We start from the raw sequence: 19,304 nt of genomic DNA, 5'->3' as shown, positions 1-19,304 counted from the left end.
CTTATCCTTCTCCTTGTTGCAAATTGAGCCCAGCTCGCTGAATTTTTATTTCAACGCCAGCCAACCATCGCTGGGCTTGAACATCATCAGGTTTTAGCAATAAATAGGATTGATAATAACGTCTCGAATCCAATAGTTTTCCTCGGTATAGCTCGAGCAAAATAGCGAGGTTAACTTGTGCTTCTGGATAATTAGGCCAAATAGATAATGCGGTTAAATAATCTTTTTCTGCCTGTTCAAATTGACCTTGCTTTCTTGCTACAAGGGCCTTCAACTGAAAGGCGAAAGGGTTTTTATCGTTAACGGCAATGGCTTGATCTAACAAAGATTCAGCCTGACTAAAGTCACTTTTATTAATGGCGATTAAGGCTTTGTTTACTAATGCACCTGATAGGGTTGGCTGCGCCAAGAGTACTTGATCGAATAATACATCAGCTTGATCAAATTGCTGTTGTTTCATCAGAGCAAGCGCATCTTGATACTGAGTTAACACCGTACTGGGTACATTGGCTAAACGTTGCTGTGCTTGCTCAGCATATAAGTTGTAATTGTTGGCTGTTATGTCATTTAAAGCGCCATTACTTGCCGTTTGCTTGTTCGAGCTGTTCCCTACAGAGCCATTTGCCACAGAGCTAGCATTGCCATCATCTGTGTTAACCATATCCACCATACTGCTATCTAGGGCATCAATACCGTTAGCTTCGGCGTTTTCACTCGCTTGATCATTAGTCATCGTTGAGCATGCAGACAAGATCATTAGGCTGAAACCCATTAATAACTTGATGGTGACATGAGCTGAAGAAAGTGTGTTATTCACTTTATTATTCACTTTATTGTTCACTCGCCTGTTTACTCTCTTACTTAAAGGTTTAGTGAATTGATTCAACGACATCATGTGTCACCTCCTGTTTGTTATATAACGCAGGTGACAGCTCAGTTAAGGTTGCGAAACTTTTGCCAATCCATTGGTCATAGATATTCTGCCAAGCTCGCTCAGTGTTACTGATATGAATTTCAATAGCCTTTTCCTCAAATGGATAGGCGAGCTCTTCAAGCAATATTTCGTACTCTTCCAGCGCTAATTCATCTAGGTCACTAGGGCGCTCAGAGTCCATAACATCAGCCGCTAACTGGCGATACATTTCAGCTAAGTTAAAGGTCGCTTGCGGCACATATTGTGCTCGTTGAAAGTCCAACACTTGCTGGTAATAACCAATAGCTTGTTTCATCGCGTCTTGTTTACGCTTCAAGGTTTTATTTAATGGCGCGGTTAACTTAATCGCGATAAATGTTTGCTGGTGTGCTTGGGCTAATTCAGAAGCTGCAATTGAGGCAATTTCAATTTCTCGCCCAGCAAAGGTATTCGCTTTAGCTTGCTGCTTGGCGTGGAAGGTTAATATCTGGCGATACCAGTAATATTCCTTATTGGGCTCGTTAGAAACTTGATAAAACTCGCTCATTTTAAGGCGTACTTCTTGTGCTACATCAAAAGGCTCAGGGTAATCTTTAGCGTATGTTCGATAGGTTAAGCGGGCTTTTTCGGTTTCGCCTGCTTTGAGGTAGTACTCCGCAGCAGTATATTGCGCCTCACGCTTTAGCGCTCCTTTGGGTTCATTGGCAACAATAATCAACAGCTGCTCAGCAGCCAATTCCCATTGTTCTAATGCTTCATATGACTGAGCAAGTTTTGCTGGGATTGATGCACTGAATTGATGTTTAGGATAACGCTTTTGAAATGGCACCAATACCGTAATAGCTTGTTGCCATTGCTGCTGCGAAAGCAAGATATTCGCCGCTTCAAACTCGCCACTGACTGCATATTTTGATTCAGGCACAGCTTTGCTAATCCGTAATAAATCGACAACAGCAAGTTGCGGATTGTCGTTCTTGTTAGCCTGTGCTTGGAAGTAAATGCTTGATGCTAATAAATCGCGCATTTCAACTCGTGATGTCGCTTGCTGCGCTGTCGGTGTTTGACTGACACTTAAATATTTTAACGCCAGATTATAAGATTGCTCAGCAAGGGCATATTGGCTTTGCTGATATAACCCGTGAGCATATAACTGAGTCACAAGTTGTACTTGTTTTAATTGAGTTTTAGGTAGCTGTTTACCGTGCTCTACTGGATTGATAACACTTGATTTATCGAGGGCGATATAAGCCTGAGGTTTTTGTACACTGGCTAATTCATCAGGTGTTTGTCGCGCTACTACCGCTATTTGTTCTGCACTTTTCTCAGAGGGTTGATTAATGACACCGTGAGTCACTAATACAAATTCGCTGAACTGGGCTAAATCCAGATAGTTTTTCGATGCAAATGAATATTGGGCGCCGTGAGTTGCAAGCTCTAGAGCGCGTTTATCATCTGGATAGTTGGCAATAAACTGTTTATCTAAGGCGACTCTCTCTTGGAGAACTACCTGAGTGCTATCCAAATTTGCATTAGCTTGATTTTGTAGCGGTGTTAGGATTTCTCGAATTGTGATTGTGGTTGCATAAGCCGCCTGCTTTTTGAGGGCTATCTGCTCTTGGTTTAGCTGCTTATTTGCTTGGCTTAAGTGATCAGCTTGTTGGTTTGGCTGGTCTGCTTGAACCGATTCATCAATAGAACTGATTTCACCATAAGCGATAGTTTTATAACTGTTAAGTGCTTGTCTAAATTGCTTGGCTTCAAAATTAGCATCAGCAAATAGGTATTCATCAGTGTGAATATCTTTGCTGAGTAAGCTGCTTGCCTGTGGCAGTTTTGCGAGTTGTAAGTAGGTACTTAATGCATTTGCTGCCGCTTTAAAAGCGCTTACTCGGCCAATGCCTGCAGGCTGATTTTGCGCGTTGGCGTAAACTCTGCGGCTATGCTCATCACTAAATGCCAGTAAATGAGGCAGTAACTCTCGTTGATGCTTTGCACTTGCTTGACTCCAAAAAGTACTATTTAACCCGTACTGGTTAATATAATCATTTTTGAGTTTATGCATTGATGCAAACTTACCCTGGCGCTGATAAAGCTTAAGTAAAGCCAATGAGTAACGAGCAGACCAAATGTTATCTTGTGCCAAATCGATATAGGCTTGATAGGTCAGCTCTGCATCATGTTGCAGCTCTTGTTTCAGTAAGAATTTTGCTAAGTTATCAAATAGAACATGTTGATAAATAGGTAAGTAACGCGTGTCTTGTTTTGATGTCACCAGCGCAACTAAGGACACGGATTGTTGCTGCTGACTGAGTGAAATACTTAACACTCGCTGCGCATCAATTGCTAGGTTTTGCTCGCGGCTGCTCAAACTGGCAAAGCTGAAATCCGTTGCGGTTAACTCATTTTGCTTTGGTTTATGGTTAGCTAAAATCGTATCGAACACGGCTAAAAAGGTACTGTCAGCCTCAGGTAAGCGATTCAGTTTAAACAGTGACCAGCCAGACATATAAATGCTGTTGAGTAAATATTTATCATTGTTATCAGCTAATTGAACCTGTTTATAAGCGCTTATTGCAGCAGGGTAATCTTGCAAGTTGTAATAGATTTCGCCGCGCCTAAAGTTAAGCTCCGCCAAATATTGAGTGTTAGGGTAGCGGGATAATAACGATTCCATTTCGATTAAGCTTTCATCTAGCTGGCCTTGCAAATCTAGCGCTTTTGCCAGTTGATACTGCAGATGCTCGTTATCAGCGCGATTAGGGTAGCGCTGTAATAGTGTTTGATACTCAGCGATTAATTTTACTAGCTGTTGATCGTTTTGCTTGAACTGTTGCAAAGCTTTTTGCTCTGCAGCTAACGAGTTAACCCCTGTATCTTCATCAAGAACTGTGGTTTCAAGCTCACCAAACATTTGCTCTTCAAGATTTTCAGTCTTAATTTGAACCAGACGATATTCAACGTGTGTTCTGACTTCTGGGTTGGGTTCTAATGTCAGTAATTGCTGATAAATTTGCGCAAGTTTTTGGCTTCGCTGCGCTTTTGTCAGAGCAAGTGAGTCCAATGAAACTTGGGGTTGTTGTTTGGCTAAATCAGTTAATGTCGCTCTTTTGGGATTGTTATTAGCTTGAGTATCTAGGGTGCTTTTACAACCGCTGACGCCAGCAATGATCATGCAGCTAACGAGTAGAGATAGCGTTGGTTTTGATGGGGTCATTATAATTCCTCCCCATTTATAACAGGTTGGGACATTTGCTCTAATACAGCCGCCATTTCATGGCGAGAGGCCAGTAATAACTGTTCAAGTTGAATTTGTTGCTCAGAAACAAAGACTGAGATTTTTTGTTGAATTTGAGCTTTGGTTGAGGCTTCAAGTGCTGCGATATTTTGAGTTGTTGTAACCAGTCTCATTTCTGCTTGAGCTTGGCGCTGCTCAAACGCAGTGGTTTGTTGCTGAGAATTGGCTAACTGAGCAAAGCGTTGTTGCTGCTGACTCACCAGTACGAGTTGTTGGTCGACTTGTTTAAGTAATTTTTTATGTTGCCATAACCTTTGAGGAAATTGCTGTTGTAACTCCCAGTTAAGGACAGCTTTAACGCGGCTTAGTCTTTGTTGATACTCTTCAGTGCTGCGCTGACCACTAATAGCCTTGATAATATTTTCACTTTCATTGACGCGTTTTAGCCATGCTTGCTCTGCGTCATTGGCAAAAACATCTGCGTTTTCTTGTGCCTCAGCCTCAGTAATCTTTTGTGCTAACAGCTGTTTTTGATTGGTTAACTGCTGAATCAATTCAGGATACTGGGGTTGGCTTTGCTGTTTGATGATGCGAGCTTGACGCTGTTTATTGAGTGTTAAGCTCTCTTTTATCCAGGCATTTTTTTGCTGCTGACGGTCAATATTGCTCGTTAACAGTGATAACTCAGATAAGGTATCGATATCGTGTTTCAGCTCTGGATTTTCTAAGGCTTTTTGCAGCCATTGACTATTAGCTCCCGTTTGAGCGTTTACATTACTGTTGAACAATAATGGCGTTAATTCGGTTTGCTTAATATCAGTATGAAAGCGTGCTAAGTCAGCTAATTGTTCAACATAGAGTTGCTCGGCTTGTTGATAGCTATACAGGCTCTCAGAAAGCGTGTTTTGCTGTTTGATTTGAGCAGAAATGAGTAATGCTGATTGCCAACCGAGCTGGGAGTATTGATAGTCACGTTTTAATAAATCAAGCAATGCCAGTGAAGTGTCATATCGCTTGATCTGCTGAGCTGAGAAGGCAAATAGAAACAGTGCAGACTCAGTGTAAGGACTGTGCTCAGGAAAATCTTGTAATTGATCGAATGCTGCTTGGTATAGACCTTGTTTAACATACAGTTGGGCTAACAATAATTGAGCATAATCATTAATGGCTTGCTGCTGGATTTGTTTATCTGCCTTCAATTCATCAGCTGTCATTATGCTTATGTCAGTGATTTCTTTATTAACATTTTTACTAGAAACTTGAGCTCGTTGTTGTGGACTCTTTTCAGTAAATAAGCTTTGCCAAAAATTCGTTTCAGTTGCTGCTAAGTTAATGTTTTTAATGCGTAACAGCAGTGTTTCTGCGCGTTGATATTCCTTTGCTTGCATCAATTGCAGTGCTTGGTTAAGCATGACGTAAGCAGATAATGACGACTTTGCAGTTAATTCAGTATCTGCTTGGTTTGATCCCGCGGCTGACTCATCAATTATTTTCGCTGAAGGAGTCACAGATGCAGGCCAATATGCCAATTGATGTAGGATCTGATATTGCTCAGCATATGAAGCAGGCAGTTGAGTTATGTAAGCGATAGTTTGCTGGGCAGCACTGTGTTTACCTTGCTCTATTTGTTGTTCTGACAACTGTAGTAGCGCGATAAGCTTTAGCTCATCAGCAGAGGTGGCGGTTTGATTACCTTGCTTATCTTCGGTTGGTGGCTCAATACCTGCCAACTTATCGTTTGCTTGTTGTTGAATTAATGCTTGCTCGAACGTGGCCAACGTCTCTGTAGCTTGATGATGTAAACCGATGGATACCTGTAAGCCAGCTTCAAACAAATGGCTTTTTGCGGTATCAGCATCAAAGCGCTGTCTGTTTAGGCTAACTTGGCTTAATGCGGCGTTGTAATCACCTTCAAAATAAAAGTATAAGGCTTGGCGATAAAGTTTATTGCGCAGGTTCGCTTGCTGAGCAAGGGTTAAATTAGTTGCAGCCGTTGAATGAGCAACTTCAATTGGTTGCTTATTTAGCTCATCAGTTGAGACATCAGTGGGCATATCAGCACTGATAGCAGCAGTTGAAAAACAGCCGCTAACGATAAGCAGTATTATCGCTTTTAGCTGAGGCGTTGCTACTGCATAGCGGCTAAAGTCACGGAAAGCTTGGTTCATATTAACTGGCATAACCGTTATAAAACCCACTCTTCAACTTTCACATCTGCACGATAACTGGATTCATTATCTTCAAGTTTCAATTCCACCATCACGGTTTCATCTGTCTTTTCAAATTGATGAGTCACTGCTCTTTGTACGGTGCGACCTTCTGCATCAACACCGGTAAAAATAGCGGTAAGCTGATGCTGTCCCATTTTCAAATTGCCCATATAGACTTTTTGAATGCCGCCTTTTTCCAGTGCACGACGTTGGCGTTGGGTATATAAAAAACCGGCTACATTTTGCTGATTAATTTTTAACTCGACACTGTCTAGGGTAAAAAAACGTCCAATATCCACTGACACAAATACAGCTATTTGAGTGCTTGCGGGGAACAATAAGTCTTCTTCAAGAATGAATAAATCACGATTTAATTTAATGACTTGGCTTTTAATATTTTCAAGTTCGCTTGCTACCTGACTCTGACTATCAGCGCTACCATTAGTAATTGCATTAGCACTCGCGTCATTATCAGTATTGGCTAACGCGGCACTTGGCTGCATCGCGCTCCAGAAAATGGCTATAAATAGCCCCAAAGTGAGCCATATTTTAAAATTTGTAGATGACTTAACAGTGTTACCCTGCGCTGTACCTTGTCCAGTACCTTGTCCAGTACCTTGTTCTGTGTTGTTCATATTTCTACCTTGAAAATGGGCTAAATCGCTAACATTACGCAAAATGATTAAAAGTAAACGCTATAAAAAGCGCGGATGACGTTAGCGGAAAAATTGTAAAACGGTTCGTTACCTACGCCACCATCAGCAGTGGGATCTCTAAAGTTGTTGTAGTCGAAGGTGATGTAGTCCCATTGAATACTGGCTTCTGAGCGAGTATCTCCAAAAGATAAGCTTTCAGGCATTAAATAAGTGACACCTAGACCTAAGGTTAAGTCATTAAAGTCACTTAACTCTTTATCGCGGGCTAGGTAGTTTTGTGCATCTTGATAAGGGAATAAGTCACTATAAAATTCAGCTTGAGTTTGCTGGTAGTAACGCACTTTAAATTCAAGTTCTAAGAAGTCACCAATAGGGTGGCGGTATCCGAGTTCGACATCATTAGCATCAATTTCCCAGCTGTCGTTGAAGTAGCGGTAATGAAAAAATAACGCCGCGCGATAGGGCAGAAAGTAGCTTGCCGATAATTTGGTTGAAAACGAGTTTCGAGTCTCTGGATAGATTTCAGACTGATAGCCAACACCGGATGGGTTAGTCGTATCTATGTAGCGTACCGTACGGTATGGGTTATTGAGGTAACCTTCGTCAGCAATGGCTTCAAAGTTAAGTTGCGCGGTTAAGTTGCGAGTTAAAATTTGACTTATGCCTGCGCGAATACGGTACTGCTGACTTTGTTCTTCAAATTGGTCATCGCCATTGCGGCGTATTTCATTATCACCATATGACACACCAAGACTTAAATTGGTTAAATCGCCAAAGGTATCTTGAGATACATTAACGCTAAAGGATTGTGCGAGGTAATCGTCTTCATCACTCTGGCGGGCATTAAAGGTCATTAAGGTCTTATCGTTGAGGTATTCGACCCCGACTTGGCCTTCATGGCGCTTTTCGCTATATGGACTTGCTGTACTGAGCACATCTACAGAGGCCGAAGAAATGCTATCGAGGTAGTAGTAGCCAGTAAACGCCAATGATTCTGAGGTCTTTTTTCGAAGCAATACCGAAGGACCGTCAATTTTCATCCCGCCGCCTTCATAGCTGTGATAAAGCACATCAGCGCGATCAGGCTCTAGCACTGCAGCTAGGCTGAGTGGCGAACAGAGAATTAATCCTGTCAGTGTGGCTGTCTTTAATAAGCACTTGAGCATCTTAGTTACAACCACAGCCACCGCCTCCAGTTCCTTCTGCTCCGCGAGCAGACTCACGGGCCTCCAATACATGCGCTACGTGCATATTGGCAATGGGATGCCTACCAAATCGCATAATAGGATCGGCAAGGTTTTGGCGTTCATAAGGTTTTACCCAAGGTTCTATGTCTAAACTTGAGCAGCCCGATATTATGAATAGTGACGACAGGGCCGTTATGAGGGTGAGCATTTTTTTGATTGGATTCATCATAGGGTTACTCTCTGATCAGCTTTTTAATCGCAGCGGCGTATTTTTTCTCGTAACCGTCTTGATAACCTAAGAACACATATCGCACTTTGCCGTCGCGATCGACAATCACAGTCGTTGGCATGGCTTTTACATCGTAGGTCTCAGATAGGCTGTTTGTTTCGTCAAAAAAGATGTCAAAACTTAAATTAAGGTCGGCTAGAAAGTCTTTACCTGCTTGGTTTTCTTGCTCAACATTGACGCCCCAAACGGCAACGCCTAAATCTCGATATTTGTCTTCAAGCTTTTGCAGTACAGGCATCTCTTTTCTACAAGGTCCACACCAAGATGCCCAGAAGTTAATCAGGATGATATTGCCGCGCTGCTCAGAGAGTTTAAGGTTCTCACCTTGCATGTTTTTTAAGGTGAAATCTGGTGCCATATCGCCTTCTGATAACGCATTGGCTTGAATCGATACACTTAAAGTAAATAGGGTAAACAGGGCAATGAACCCACGCTTAAATAACATCATTGATAATCCTTTATTTCTTATTATTTAATTTTTGTTTAACTCTTTTTCGAGCTAGGTTGTGACCAACGGCTATAGATTAAAAATAAACAGCAATACCAGTAGAAAAGGTTAAATTGTGCGTCGTTTTTGATGAGCCTGTTATTTGAGTGTCAAAGATGTAGTCACTCATCGCCAGATCCCATGCAACCCAGTCATTAAGAAAAACGCGGTAGTTAGCGGTTAAGTTCACCGTAAATTGTTCATCACCGGCAAACTCAGTGTTACCACCACCGACTTCAAAGGAGAACACACTGTTAAAGACTAAATCTTCACTGAAAAATATTTCACCAGGTAGAAGGTTATAACCAATATTGAGACCGTAGTAGGTCATTTCGCGCTCTTCATCTGTCAGTAAAGGTGCGGTGTTAGCAAGCTTTTCAAAACTGGTATATCCGCCTTCAGCGACTGCATATCTGGCTTTGACATAAAAGTGTTCACTGATGTGATACCCCAGATGTGCACTAATCCAAGGGCTATTTTCAAAGTCCTCAATTGACATCAAGCCACCTTGAATACCGACCTCGAAATTTTCGGTATCCAATACATCATCGAGTACTTCGCGGCGCTCAACATCGGCTTTAACTCCGACGGTATTTGATTGGCTAGTTTCAGCTGAAAGTGCAATGGCGCTATAGCCCATGCCTAAAGTGACGATACTTAGGGTTAAACAAGATTTAATTGCGTTTTTTACCATGGTATTAATGCTTATTTTTGTTGTTATCGCTGTTTTCATCATTGCCTTCATTATTCCCATGCCCATTAGAAAAAGACGCTAAAGCCGACTTTCCAAGATTGAAGTTGTTCATTTTCATCTCTGTCGGTTAAGGCCAACGAGAGTTTATATTCGGCGCGTAAGATAAAGTTACGTGCGAGATGGTATTTAACCCCAGCCGCTGCACTCATTAAGGTGCTTTGACGTGATTCAGAATCCGCGATAACACTGTGAGGCTTAGTGTTGATAATGCCGCCACCTATGCCAATGTATGGGACCAAGGTAAATTCAGGAAAAGGATGGCTGTAAAGCATGGCTTCAAATAAGTCACTATCAGAAATGCTACCTAAGGCTTTACCAGCAGATATTTCAGCACTAAAAACAGGGGTGAAAACATAGCCTAAGTGGACGTTATAAAAGTTAGCGCCTTCAAGGTCGCCATACATTACGCCCGCTTCCCAGTCTCTTTGCATAAAGGCTTCAGTGCCAATGACATGCTGGTTAACCGCTTCACCATGTTGGCTGAGTCCGCGTAAGCCATCTTCATGAAACCAACCTTCAATGCCACGCTTATCACGGACTTTGAGCCAAGATGTTCGTTTGAGTAGTACACTGACCTGTTCATGTTGCTCGACAACATGCACGACGGGATAGCCAGCACTTGGGCCTGAGTGAAGCTCAACAAAGGGAACATCAATGGTTAACTGCGCCGCCGAGGATTCAGCGTGAGCAAGATTGGAGTTCAATAACGTTAAACAGAGTAATGTACCTGCCAACATGAATTTGAATGGGCAGGCGAAATTAAACATAGCTTCCTTTTTGTAACATCATCAGTCCTTGTTTATTGTTGTTTTTATTTGGCTTTCAACTTTGTTGTTATCAAGGTTTTTCTTATCATGCCGTCTCTTACCTAAGTTGCTCTTATTAAGGCGGCAGTTATCAAAAGTCTTTTCGACTAATCTTGAGCGTAAAAAGGGGTGTTGTAATACTGGGCCCCAATATCTATCCATTCGCTTAATAATTTAAGTTCGTCGGCTGTCAGCATATTTTGATGGGTTTCATCATTCATGGTATTAAAAAACCTGCTACTGGCTCTGGCACCATTCGTCGAGATAATTGCTGGTACATTCACTGTGGTTAATACAGGAATTGGATTACCTTCGGCATCGAGTATCAATTCACCATCGGCATCCAGTTGATAAACCACGTTACCATCGGCATCTAGCACTTCGACTAGTTTGTCGATAACGATTCCATCCACTTCTTCTTGTTCGACATCATTAAAAAATAACTCACGATAACTCGTCAGGTGAGCGATTTGATCTATTGATGGAGCTGCAATCAATTCAAGCTGACCAGCTGGCACCTGGGCAAGGCTATTATCATCAACATTGCTATGGCACACGGTGCAAGTGTTATCTGCAAGGACCTCTAAGGTGTCTTCGTCTATGGCTAAACGAGGTAAATCCCAAAGGGGCTGAATATGTTCTTCATAGTTGATTTGAATGCGGCAATATGGGGTCCAATTATTAAAACATTCACTGCCATTTGGTGCTGGGGTTGTTAAGTTTTCATAACTCAGATTCATACTCGGGTTTGGCGCTGAGATAGCTGGATTAGTCCAAATATCATCGTAACGTAGGCTCGCCGATAGCTCTGCAATGCCATTGACCATGGCATCGGCCTGCGCCATGGTTTGACCTTGTATTGGAATAATATTGCTGCTGGCATTAGGGTATGCAGAGCCACCAATCGCCCCTGTGTTAATGCTGTCTGCTTGGGCATCATAACGGCCATGAGGTAATTGGCTGTTAGCCGTGTGACAACCCATACATTGCAGGGTTTCACCCGCTTGTAAACTTATCCATTGGCTGTGGCGACCACCAATGCGCTGGCCGTTGCTATCTAAGACACTGATGGCCAATGGTACATTTGCTGGGACTTTAATTTTTACTGAACCGTCTGGCTGAATTGGGGTGTAGCCAATAACTTCGCGCATTAATTGATTTCGGCTGCGGCCAAAATCGGTATTGGCAATATCTCGAACTTCATCAGGTGGCATAGGTACGCCGCGAACGACTTTTAAAAAGCGTGCTGGTAATTCACTGGCTGGGGTTAATGAAGGATCGCTTAATTGACTAATACCGCCTTGATTACTACTGCTGTCTTGACCATCAAAATCATATACGCTGCGAATGTGAATTGCCGCAGCGAGTTCTTCGTGCAACTGTGGATCAAGTTCATTACCAATCACTTGGTTGGCGATAAAGGCTTTAGGTTGCGATGACGGCTGCATCACTAACGCTTCAGTAATCACTTTACCTTCTTCGCTATTGGCGACTAACTGCTGAGTACCGTCGGCATCGTTAAGTAGCCAAAGTTCATATAAGGGATCGGCAAGTGCTAAGGTTTGATCCAGTAACTGTTCATCAGTTAATTGACCACATGCACGGATTTGTTCTTCAACAACAACCCGACAAAGATCCCAACTCAATAAATAACGTTGGCTGTTATCAGGTAATGGATATAAATGAGTTAAGCGCCCAGAAGGTGATAGCGCGTCTGCGAAGTTAAATTTAAAATCAAAACTGAGCGGTAAATCGTTTATGGCATTGTTAGTTGTGTTGTCGGTTTCGCCCGATACCGCAGTGGCTTGCTGGTTATCAATATACTCATCGATATTAATTGTCACAGGCCTTTTTTGATAACTCATTTCATCCTGTGATGACAGCAGCATTAGTATATTGCCATTTGGTAATTGCTGCGGTTTAACAAACTCAATTTGTTCATCTTGCTCATCGAGAGTCATCTGATGAGAATGCCAGCCGAACATTAATTCATTCTCGGTGCCATCTGGATTCATTTTGTAGAGGTTAATACCATGGTCGCCACCCATGTCATCCCAACGGCTATAGAGGATTTGACCATCTTGCAATACCAGTGGGTAGAAATCATGACTAAGATTGAAGGTCAGTTGCTCAATACCGCTACCATCATCGTTCATTAAATGGATGTTGAACGTTTCGTTATCGCGGCTTTCATCGAGAGCGGTGTATTGCGGTTTACCTTCATCGAGTAAAATGGCTCGTGATAAGCGCTGGCGGGTTGAGGCAAATATAATCCGTCCATCAGGGAGAAAGGATGCCATCAAATCATCACCTTGTTCGGCGGTCGTATCACTGTCTATTAATCGGGTCAGTGATTGGTCTGATAATTGGTAACGCCATATATTCCAACTTGGTTGCTCATCTTCGTCGGCATCAGCAATTTCTGGCGCGCGAATAGAGACTAAAAATTGTTGACCATCATCAGATACTGATAAATCACGAATATCTATGCGTTGGATAGTATCAGGATCTTCGGTGATTAAATCGGCAAAAAGTTCGGCGGTGATATTGGTAACGGGTGAGTCAGTAAACGCATTTCGTTTTACAAATAATTGTGCGCCAGGATTAAATTGGCTTGGGTTTCTACTTTGAAAACTAGCGGATTCTGGGTTGTCATCACTGGGCTGGGTAATGAGATCGCGCTGAATGTAAACCACAGGGTATTCAACTAAAACAGGATCAGGCTGTTCATCCTTAAGCGCAGTATCCGTGTTACAACCGCTAACAAGAAGAAACGCCATTAATGCTTGATAAATAGAAGCTTTATAGCCTAAAACTTTATTGTCAAAAGTTTTACGGCCTAATCCCTTTAAGCCGAAAAATGGCTTCATTTATTACCCTTAATATATAATTGTTATTATTGTTATCGTTACATAGTTAAAATGTAATAACTCTTGACATTATTGCCGCCTAGTCTCAGTGTTTCAATACTTTTTAATAAAAATTATTTTGCCAAGTAAAAAATAAAGTTAACAAAAATAAAAACAACAAGCTTTATGATTCCCGAAATACTTATCATTGTCTGCGTTTTTATAACTCTGCCGCTTAAGGCGTTTGTTGGCTGAAATAACGACAAGGAGACAGTATGAAGAGGCAACTTTGTACGGTGAAAAGTCAACGATTTTCAAATAAATTCAATGTGCTAAGAACGCAATTAACACTGAATAAAACCCGAGCCTTTTTGCATAAATTAACACTAGGTTCAATAATTGTTTTTGCTCCTTTGTCTCATGCTGGGACGTTAGAGCAAGCTAAGCAATTACATGATCGTATCGCCGGTGTTCCCGCATCTGAACAAACTCTCAATGATATAGCGCAATTACTCGGCGATAGTAAACCGATAGAAGCGGCTTATTTAGCAATGGAAACCCCAGCTTTTTATTCCACGACCTTAAAATTGTTCGCCACCCCCTGGACTAATATCGATCAAGACAGTTTTGCACCACTAAATGATTACAGTGCAACTGTAATTGGTGCGGTACGAGATGACGTTGATTTCAGGCAGGTACTGCAAGCCGATATGGTGTATGTGGGGAAGAACAGCCTTAATTTACCAGCCTATAGCACCAGTAATAACCAACATTACCAATCATTAGAAGATCAGTTTATTGATTTAAAAGATGGCTTGGAGCGAACCAGTCAGTCTAGCTTAAATGGTTTGCCAAGTGATGCTACAGCAGGCGTTCTAACCAGTAGAGCGGCTGCCAAAGCATTCTTTTATTTAGGTACAAACAGAGCCATGGTGCGTTTTACCTTAATGAATCATTTGTGCACTGATTTAGAGCCCCTAAAAGATAATACCCGTTCACCTGATAGAATTCGCCAAGATGTTAGCCGCAGCCCTGGTGGCGATAGTCGCTTATTTATCAATAACTGTTTAGGTTGCCACAGTGGCATGGATCCATTAGCTCAAGCGTTTGCATTTTATCAATATGATTTTAACCTTGAAGCCGATCCGGTTGGTGATAATGGGGCTATTGCTTACAACCAAAGTGGCCAAGTTGACCCCGATACAGGCACCAGAGTGCAAGGTAAATACCATATTAACTCGACCAGTTTCCCTTACGGTTATGTCACTGAAGATGATGAATGGCATAACTATTGGCGTGAGGGGGTTAACCAAAAGCTTGGCTGGGATGAAACCCTTGAAGGTAAAGGCTTTGGTGCTAAGTCATTAGGTGAGGAGTTTGCTAATAGCCAAGCTTTCGCTCAGTGCCAAGTAAAGAAAGTATTTAAAACCGTGTGCTTACGAGATGCAGAGTCCAATGAGGATATTAACCAAATTGCGGCGACCACTGAGTCTTTTCAACAAAACTCATATCAACTTAAGCGTGTATTCGCTGAAGTTGGCAACTACTGCATGGGAGAGTAACGGTGAAATTATCTCAAAAAACCTTATCTAGCCTCTCGGTGCTGAGTTTATGTTTAACCCTCACGGCATGTGGCGGCGGTGACGTAGAAAGTAATCCGCCTCAGCAGCAAGAACCAGACTCTGGCGTGTATACCGGTCCTGCACCTGCCACTGAAGACATTCAAAAATATAAAGTCTCATTGTGGGACAATATCTCAACTCAAAATCGCTGTGGAGCCTGTCATACTGAAGGTAATCAAGCGCCATATTTTGCCAGTCGAGAAGACGTTAACGACGCGTATGCTGCGACTAATCCGCTGGTTGATTTAACTGATCCAGCTTCATCTCGGTTAGTTGAAAAAGTGGCTGGTGGCCATAATTGTTGGTTAGACAGTGATAGTGCCTGTGGTGAAACCATGACCTCGTGGATCAAATTGTGGTCAGATGAACGGGTCAGTAGCGCCAATACGATTGAGTTAACTGCGCCAGTCATTCGAGAGCCAGGTTCAAGCAAAAGTTTCCCAGATGACAGTGCGCTATTTAGCCAACATGTTTACCCCATTGTTAGTCAGTACTGTGTTGATTGTCATAACGAAGGAGCGACTTTTGCTCAGTCACCTTTCTTTGCAAGTAACGATATAGCTCAAGCTTACGAGTCGGCTAAAAATGTCATCAACATCGATGAGCCATCTCAGTCTAGATTAGTGGTTCGTTTAGGCAGTGAGTTTCATAACTGTTGGACAAATTGCCAAGAAAATAGCAATGAAATGCTTGCGGCTGTTACAGCGATGAGTGATGCAATTGCTGTCGATGAAATTTCACCAGAAATGGTGGTGTCTAAATCACTACGCTTAACGGATGGTATTACCGCTTCAAGTGGTGGTCGATTTGAAACGGATGTCATTGCCTTATACCAGTTCAAAACTGGCGAGGGTTCTACTGCATACGATACCTCTGGTATCGCGCCAGAAGCGAATTTATCGCTGACGGGTGATGTTGAATGGCTCGGCAGTTGGGGCTTATCTTTTACTAATGGTAAAGCGCAGGCTAGTACCGCCAACAGTAAGAAACTCCATGATTTAATCACCTCAACTGGTGAGTTTTCAGTTGAAGCTTGGGTCACACCAAATAATGTCACCCAAGAAGGGCCTGCAAGAATCGTCACTTATTCAGCAGGTGATGATGCACGTAACTTCACATTAGGCCAGAGCCAGTATAACTATGACTTTATGCTGCGCACTGAAGCTTCAAGCACCAATGGCGAACCAGCCTTAAGTACGCCAGATGCCGATGAAGTGTTACAAGCGACACTGCAGCATGTGGTATTAACTTATAACGCTACAGAAGGGCGAAAAATTTACGTCAATGGTAACTTAATTGAAGTGGCTGATGAAGATATTGCGCCGTTGGCATCTTGGGATGACAGCTTTGCGTTGATTTTAGGACGAGAGGCTTCAAACCAACATATCTGGCAGGGTGATATTCGTTTGTTGGCGATTTATAACCGCGTACTAGAGCAAGAACAAATCAGCCAAAACTATGATGTTGGTGTAGGTGAGAAATTCTTCTTGCTCTTCTCGGTAAGTCATTTAATTGATTTACCCAATACCTATGTGATGTTTGAAGTCAGCCAATTTGATAATTACAGCTATTTATTTACTGGTGCTTCATTGGTGAATATCGATGGGACGCCAGTGGCTGAAGCATTTGATATGCGTTCAGTTCGTATCGGGATTAATGGTAAAGAAAGTGCCCAAGGACAAGCTTATTCTAACGTAGATTTAGCCATTGAAAGCGGTCAGGCGTTAGCTGAACCTATGTCGCTGTCGGCATTAGGCACTATTATTGGTCTCGAAAAAGGTGCCAGTCAGGATGAGTTTTTCCTTACTTTTGAACAAATCGGTGAACATGAAAATGTGGTTGTGCCTGGGGTGATAATCACACCTGATGAGTTACCAGCAAGTACCGAAACCGCGCAAATAGGCTTAAGAAACTTTGCTGAAATTAATCACTCAATGAGTGAGTTAACTGGTGTACCTCAGCAAACAACCAAAGTGTTTGACACCTATGCGCTAGTAAAAAGCCAACTGCCGAGTGTCGAAAATATCGATACCTTTATTTCTGCACAGCAAATGGGGGTGACGCAACTGGCAATTGCCTATTGTGATGTCGCGATTGATGACGATAGCTTACGCAGCGCTTGGTTCCCTGATATTGACTTCACGCAAGAGCCAAACGTGGCATTAAGCAGCGCAGAAAGACCTAACTTGCTCAACCCGTTAATTGGTCAACTTATGCCGCTGAATTTATCGAGTCAGCCTGATGCTAACTTGGTTTATAGCGAGCTGGATTCATTAGTCAGTAATTTGTCTGTGTGTGGCACAAACTGTAATGCAGAGCGAACCCAAACTATTGCTAAAGCATCATGTGCAGCAGTGTTGGCAAGTGCTGTGATGTTGATTCAATAGGAGCGTAATGATGATAAAAATACCCACACAGATTACGACATTTCCAATATTGAATAACGACAATCAAGCGGCGGCAAAAAAGAGTTTAAAAGGACTTCAACATGACTAAACGTACTCATCTTCACCCTGACAGTCCTTTATTGTTTTCCGATCATCGTAAACCCATGACTCGCCGTGAGTTTATCTCAACGGGCCTGGCAAAAGGTGGCCAAGCGGTCGCGGGTTTATCATTAATGAGCATGTTTGCTAACCCAAACCAAGCCAATGCTGCGTTGTCTTCTGACCTAGAAGCATTGCGAGACTCATGCGGTATTAGCGTACAAGGGGCGGGTAAAATTCCGTTTATCAGTTTCGATTTAGCGGGCGGCGCCAATATTGCTGGCTCAAATGTGCTGGTTGGTGGCGCAGGTGGTCAGCAAGATTTCTTGTCGACAGCAGGCTATAACAAGCTGGGTTTGCCCGGTGATATGGCGCCATCGATTGCAAACCCTGATGTTGGTATGTCTGATTTTATTAATACTGATTTAGGGCTCGCGTTCCACTCTGATTCAGCGTTTTTACGTGGCATATTGGAAAAGGTTTCAGCCGATACAGCATCACGGATTAATGGTGCGGTGATCCCTTGTCGTTCTGATAACGATACGGGTAATAACCCACATAATCCTATGTATGCTATTGCGGCGGCTGGTGCTAACGGCTCGCTGATGCCACTCATTGGCTCGCGCAGCACTGACTCTGGTGGCAACTCAATGGCAGCGGCTAATTTTGTCGATTTGAGCATGCGCCCAACTAAAATCGATCGACCGTCTGATGTGACAGGGCTTGTGGATGTGGGTGATTTGTTTAACTTGTTATCTCAGCGCGATGCCGTAACGGTAATGGAAAGCATCCAGCGCATTAGCGCCCAGAAAATGGCTTCGGTGAACACTCAAGTGACTCGTGATGATGTGATTAAAGACTTAGTCAATTGTGGCTATGTGAAAAGTGCTGATTTAGCCGATCGTTTTGGTGATCCTTCGACGCTTAACCCTGTGTTAGATCCTGACATTGTGGGCCCAAGCGGTATCTTTACCATTAATGAATTTGATTCAGAATCAGAGTTCCAAAAAACCGCTTCGATTATGAAGCTGGTGGTTAATGGATTCTCTGGTGCTGGCACTGTCACTATGGGGGGGTTTGACTATCACACTGGTGAGCGTGGTACTGGTGAGTTACGAGATTTACGCGCAGGGCGTTGTATGGGCGCATGTTTGGAATATGCCGCTCGTCGCAATCAACCTTTGATGATGTATGTATTCAGTGATGGCTCTGTTGCCAGTAATGGCCGCATTGATGACTCAATGGAAGGACGAGGCAAGGGCGAATGGACGGGAGATAACTCGTCAACAGGTGCATCTTTTTTCTTGGTGTATAACCCAGCGGGTAAGCCACAATTAATGGGCTCAAGTGCCGATCAAATGGCGCAAAACCAACAAATCGGCTTTATGCGCTCTGATGCCTCAGTGGATACCGCATCAGCCCCATCGGCAAATAACGTGAACTTGCTAGTGGATACGGTGTTGCTTAACTACATGGCGTTACATGGTGAACAAGGCCAGTTCAATATGGTGGCACCAAGACAAGGTTTGGGCAACAGTGCGATGTTAGATTCGCTAACAGCGTTTCAACCGATAGTTTGATTAAAATATAAGTTTATTTTGCTGGTTAAATTGAAAGGCTCAGAGATTTTCTCTGAGCTTTTTTGTTTTTATATTTGTTTTTAACTTTGTTTTTAAATTTAACTAAAATCAGAATCAAAGTCGTGGCGCTTCGCCCACACCCGACGAAAGGGAAACAACAGCATTTCCCTTCTCGACATCCCTTGCCGCTCCGACGAAGTGTTGTTCCTCATGCTACAGAGCTAATTTAC

General features: G+C 42.7%; 13 protein-coding genes. 3 read left to right on the top strand and 10 right to left on the bottom strand.

Annotated elements, in window-relative coordinates:
• Position 1 precedes the first annotated feature (1 nt).
• The 10 genes from AB4153_RS04735 to AB4153_RS04690 form a co-directional block, all read right to left on the bottom strand.
• On the bottom strand, positions 2-895 hold the full coding sequence (locus tag AB4153_RS04735) for a tetratricopeptide repeat protein (RefSeq protein ID WP_371996527.1): 894 nt from the start codon (positions 893-895) through the stop codon (positions 2-4).
• Positions 870-4,127, bottom strand: a complete 3,258-nt coding sequence (locus AB4153_RS04730; RefSeq protein ID WP_371996526.1) for a tol-pal system YbgF family protein — start codon at positions 4,125-4,127, stop codon at positions 870-872. The genes AB4153_RS04735 and AB4153_RS04730 overlap by 26 nt, the downstream gene beginning before the upstream one ends.
• Positions 4,127-6,328 (bottom strand): CDC27 family protein, encoded by a 2,202-nt coding sequence (locus AB4153_RS04725; RefSeq protein ID WP_371996525.1) that lies wholly within the window; start codon positions 6,326-6,328, stop codon positions 4,127-4,129. Before AB4153_RS04725 ends, AB4153_RS04730 begins: the two co-directional genes overlap by 1 nt.
• Positions 6,329-6,333: 5 nt before the next feature.
• Positions 6,334-6,993 (bottom strand): AraC family transcriptional regulator, encoded by a 660-nt coding sequence (locus tag AB4153_RS04720; RefSeq protein ID WP_371996524.1) that lies wholly within the window; start codon positions 6,991-6,993, stop codon positions 6,334-6,336.
• 47 nt (positions 6,994-7,040) lie between these two features.
• Positions 7,041-8,201 carry a DUF3570 domain-containing protein gene (locus AB4153_RS04715; RefSeq protein WP_229370619.1) on the bottom strand — a complete coding sequence of 387 codons (1,161 nt, stop codon included), beginning with the start codon at positions 8,199-8,201 and terminating at the stop codon, positions 7,041-7,043.
• On the bottom strand, positions 8,182-8,430 hold the full coding sequence (locus tag AB4153_RS04710) for a DUF4266 domain-containing protein (protein WP_371996523.1): 249 nt from the start codon (positions 8,428-8,430) through the stop codon (positions 8,182-8,184). Before AB4153_RS04710 ends, AB4153_RS04715 begins: the two co-directional genes overlap by 20 nt.
• Before the next feature lie 4 nt (positions 8,431-8,434).
• Positions 8,435-8,938: a TlpA disulfide reductase family protein gene (locus AB4153_RS04705; protein WP_102528065.1), complete on the bottom strand. Its 504-nt coding sequence runs from the start codon at positions 8,936-8,938 to the stop codon at positions 8,435-8,437.
• A 76-nt stretch (positions 8,939-9,014) separates the two neighbouring features.
• A complete protein-coding gene (locus tag AB4153_RS04700) occupies positions 9,015-9,671 on the bottom strand; it encodes an outer membrane beta-barrel domain-containing protein (protein WP_303524344.1) in 657 nt (218 codons plus the stop codon).
• Positions 9,672-9,736: 65 nt separating this feature from the next.
• Positions 9,737-10,498, bottom strand: coding sequence for an SH3 domain-containing protein (locus AB4153_RS04695; RefSeq protein WP_371996522.1), 762 nt, complete (start codon positions 10,496-10,498; stop codon positions 9,737-9,739).
• A 146-nt stretch (positions 10,499-10,644) separates the two neighbouring features.
• Positions 10,645-13,407, bottom strand: a complete 2,763-nt coding sequence (locus AB4153_RS04690) for a hypothetical protein (RefSeq protein ID WP_371996520.1) — start codon at positions 13,405-13,407, stop codon at positions 10,645-10,647.
• Positions 13,408-13,661: 254 nt separating this feature from the next.
• Here AB4153_RS04690 and AB4153_RS04685 point away from each other — a divergent pair, with 254 nt between their 5' ends.
• The 3 genes from AB4153_RS04685 (at position 13,662) to AB4153_RS04675 (ending at position 19,074) form a co-directional block, all read left to right on the top strand.
• Positions 13,662-14,948: a hypothetical protein gene (locus tag AB4153_RS04685; protein ID WP_229370611.1), complete on the top strand. Its 1,287-nt coding sequence runs from the start codon at positions 13,662-13,664 to the stop codon at positions 14,946-14,948.
• A 2-nt stretch (positions 14,949-14,950) separates the two neighbouring features.
• On the top strand, positions 14,951-17,395 hold the full coding sequence (locus tag AB4153_RS04680) for a LamG domain-containing protein (RefSeq protein ID WP_371996519.1): 2,445 nt from the start codon (positions 14,951-14,953) through the stop codon (positions 17,393-17,395).
• Positions 17,396-17,496: 101 nt separating this feature from the next.
• The gene (locus tag AB4153_RS04675; protein WP_229370608.1) at positions 17,497-19,074 is read left to right on the top strand and encodes a general secretion pathway protein GspF; all 1,578 of its coding nucleotides are present in this window, start codon (positions 17,497-17,499) and stop codon (positions 19,072-19,074) included.
• The last annotated feature ends 230 nt before the right edge of the window (positions 19,075-19,304 follow it).

It is taken from the genome of Shewanella sp. 10N.286.52.E4 (assembly GCF_041468785.1).
GTDB classification, from domain to species: domain Bacteria; phylum Pseudomonadota; class Gammaproteobacteria; order Enterobacterales; family Shewanellaceae; genus Shewanella; species Shewanella electrodiphila.
This window is presented reverse-complemented; position numbering and strand designations above follow the sequence as displayed.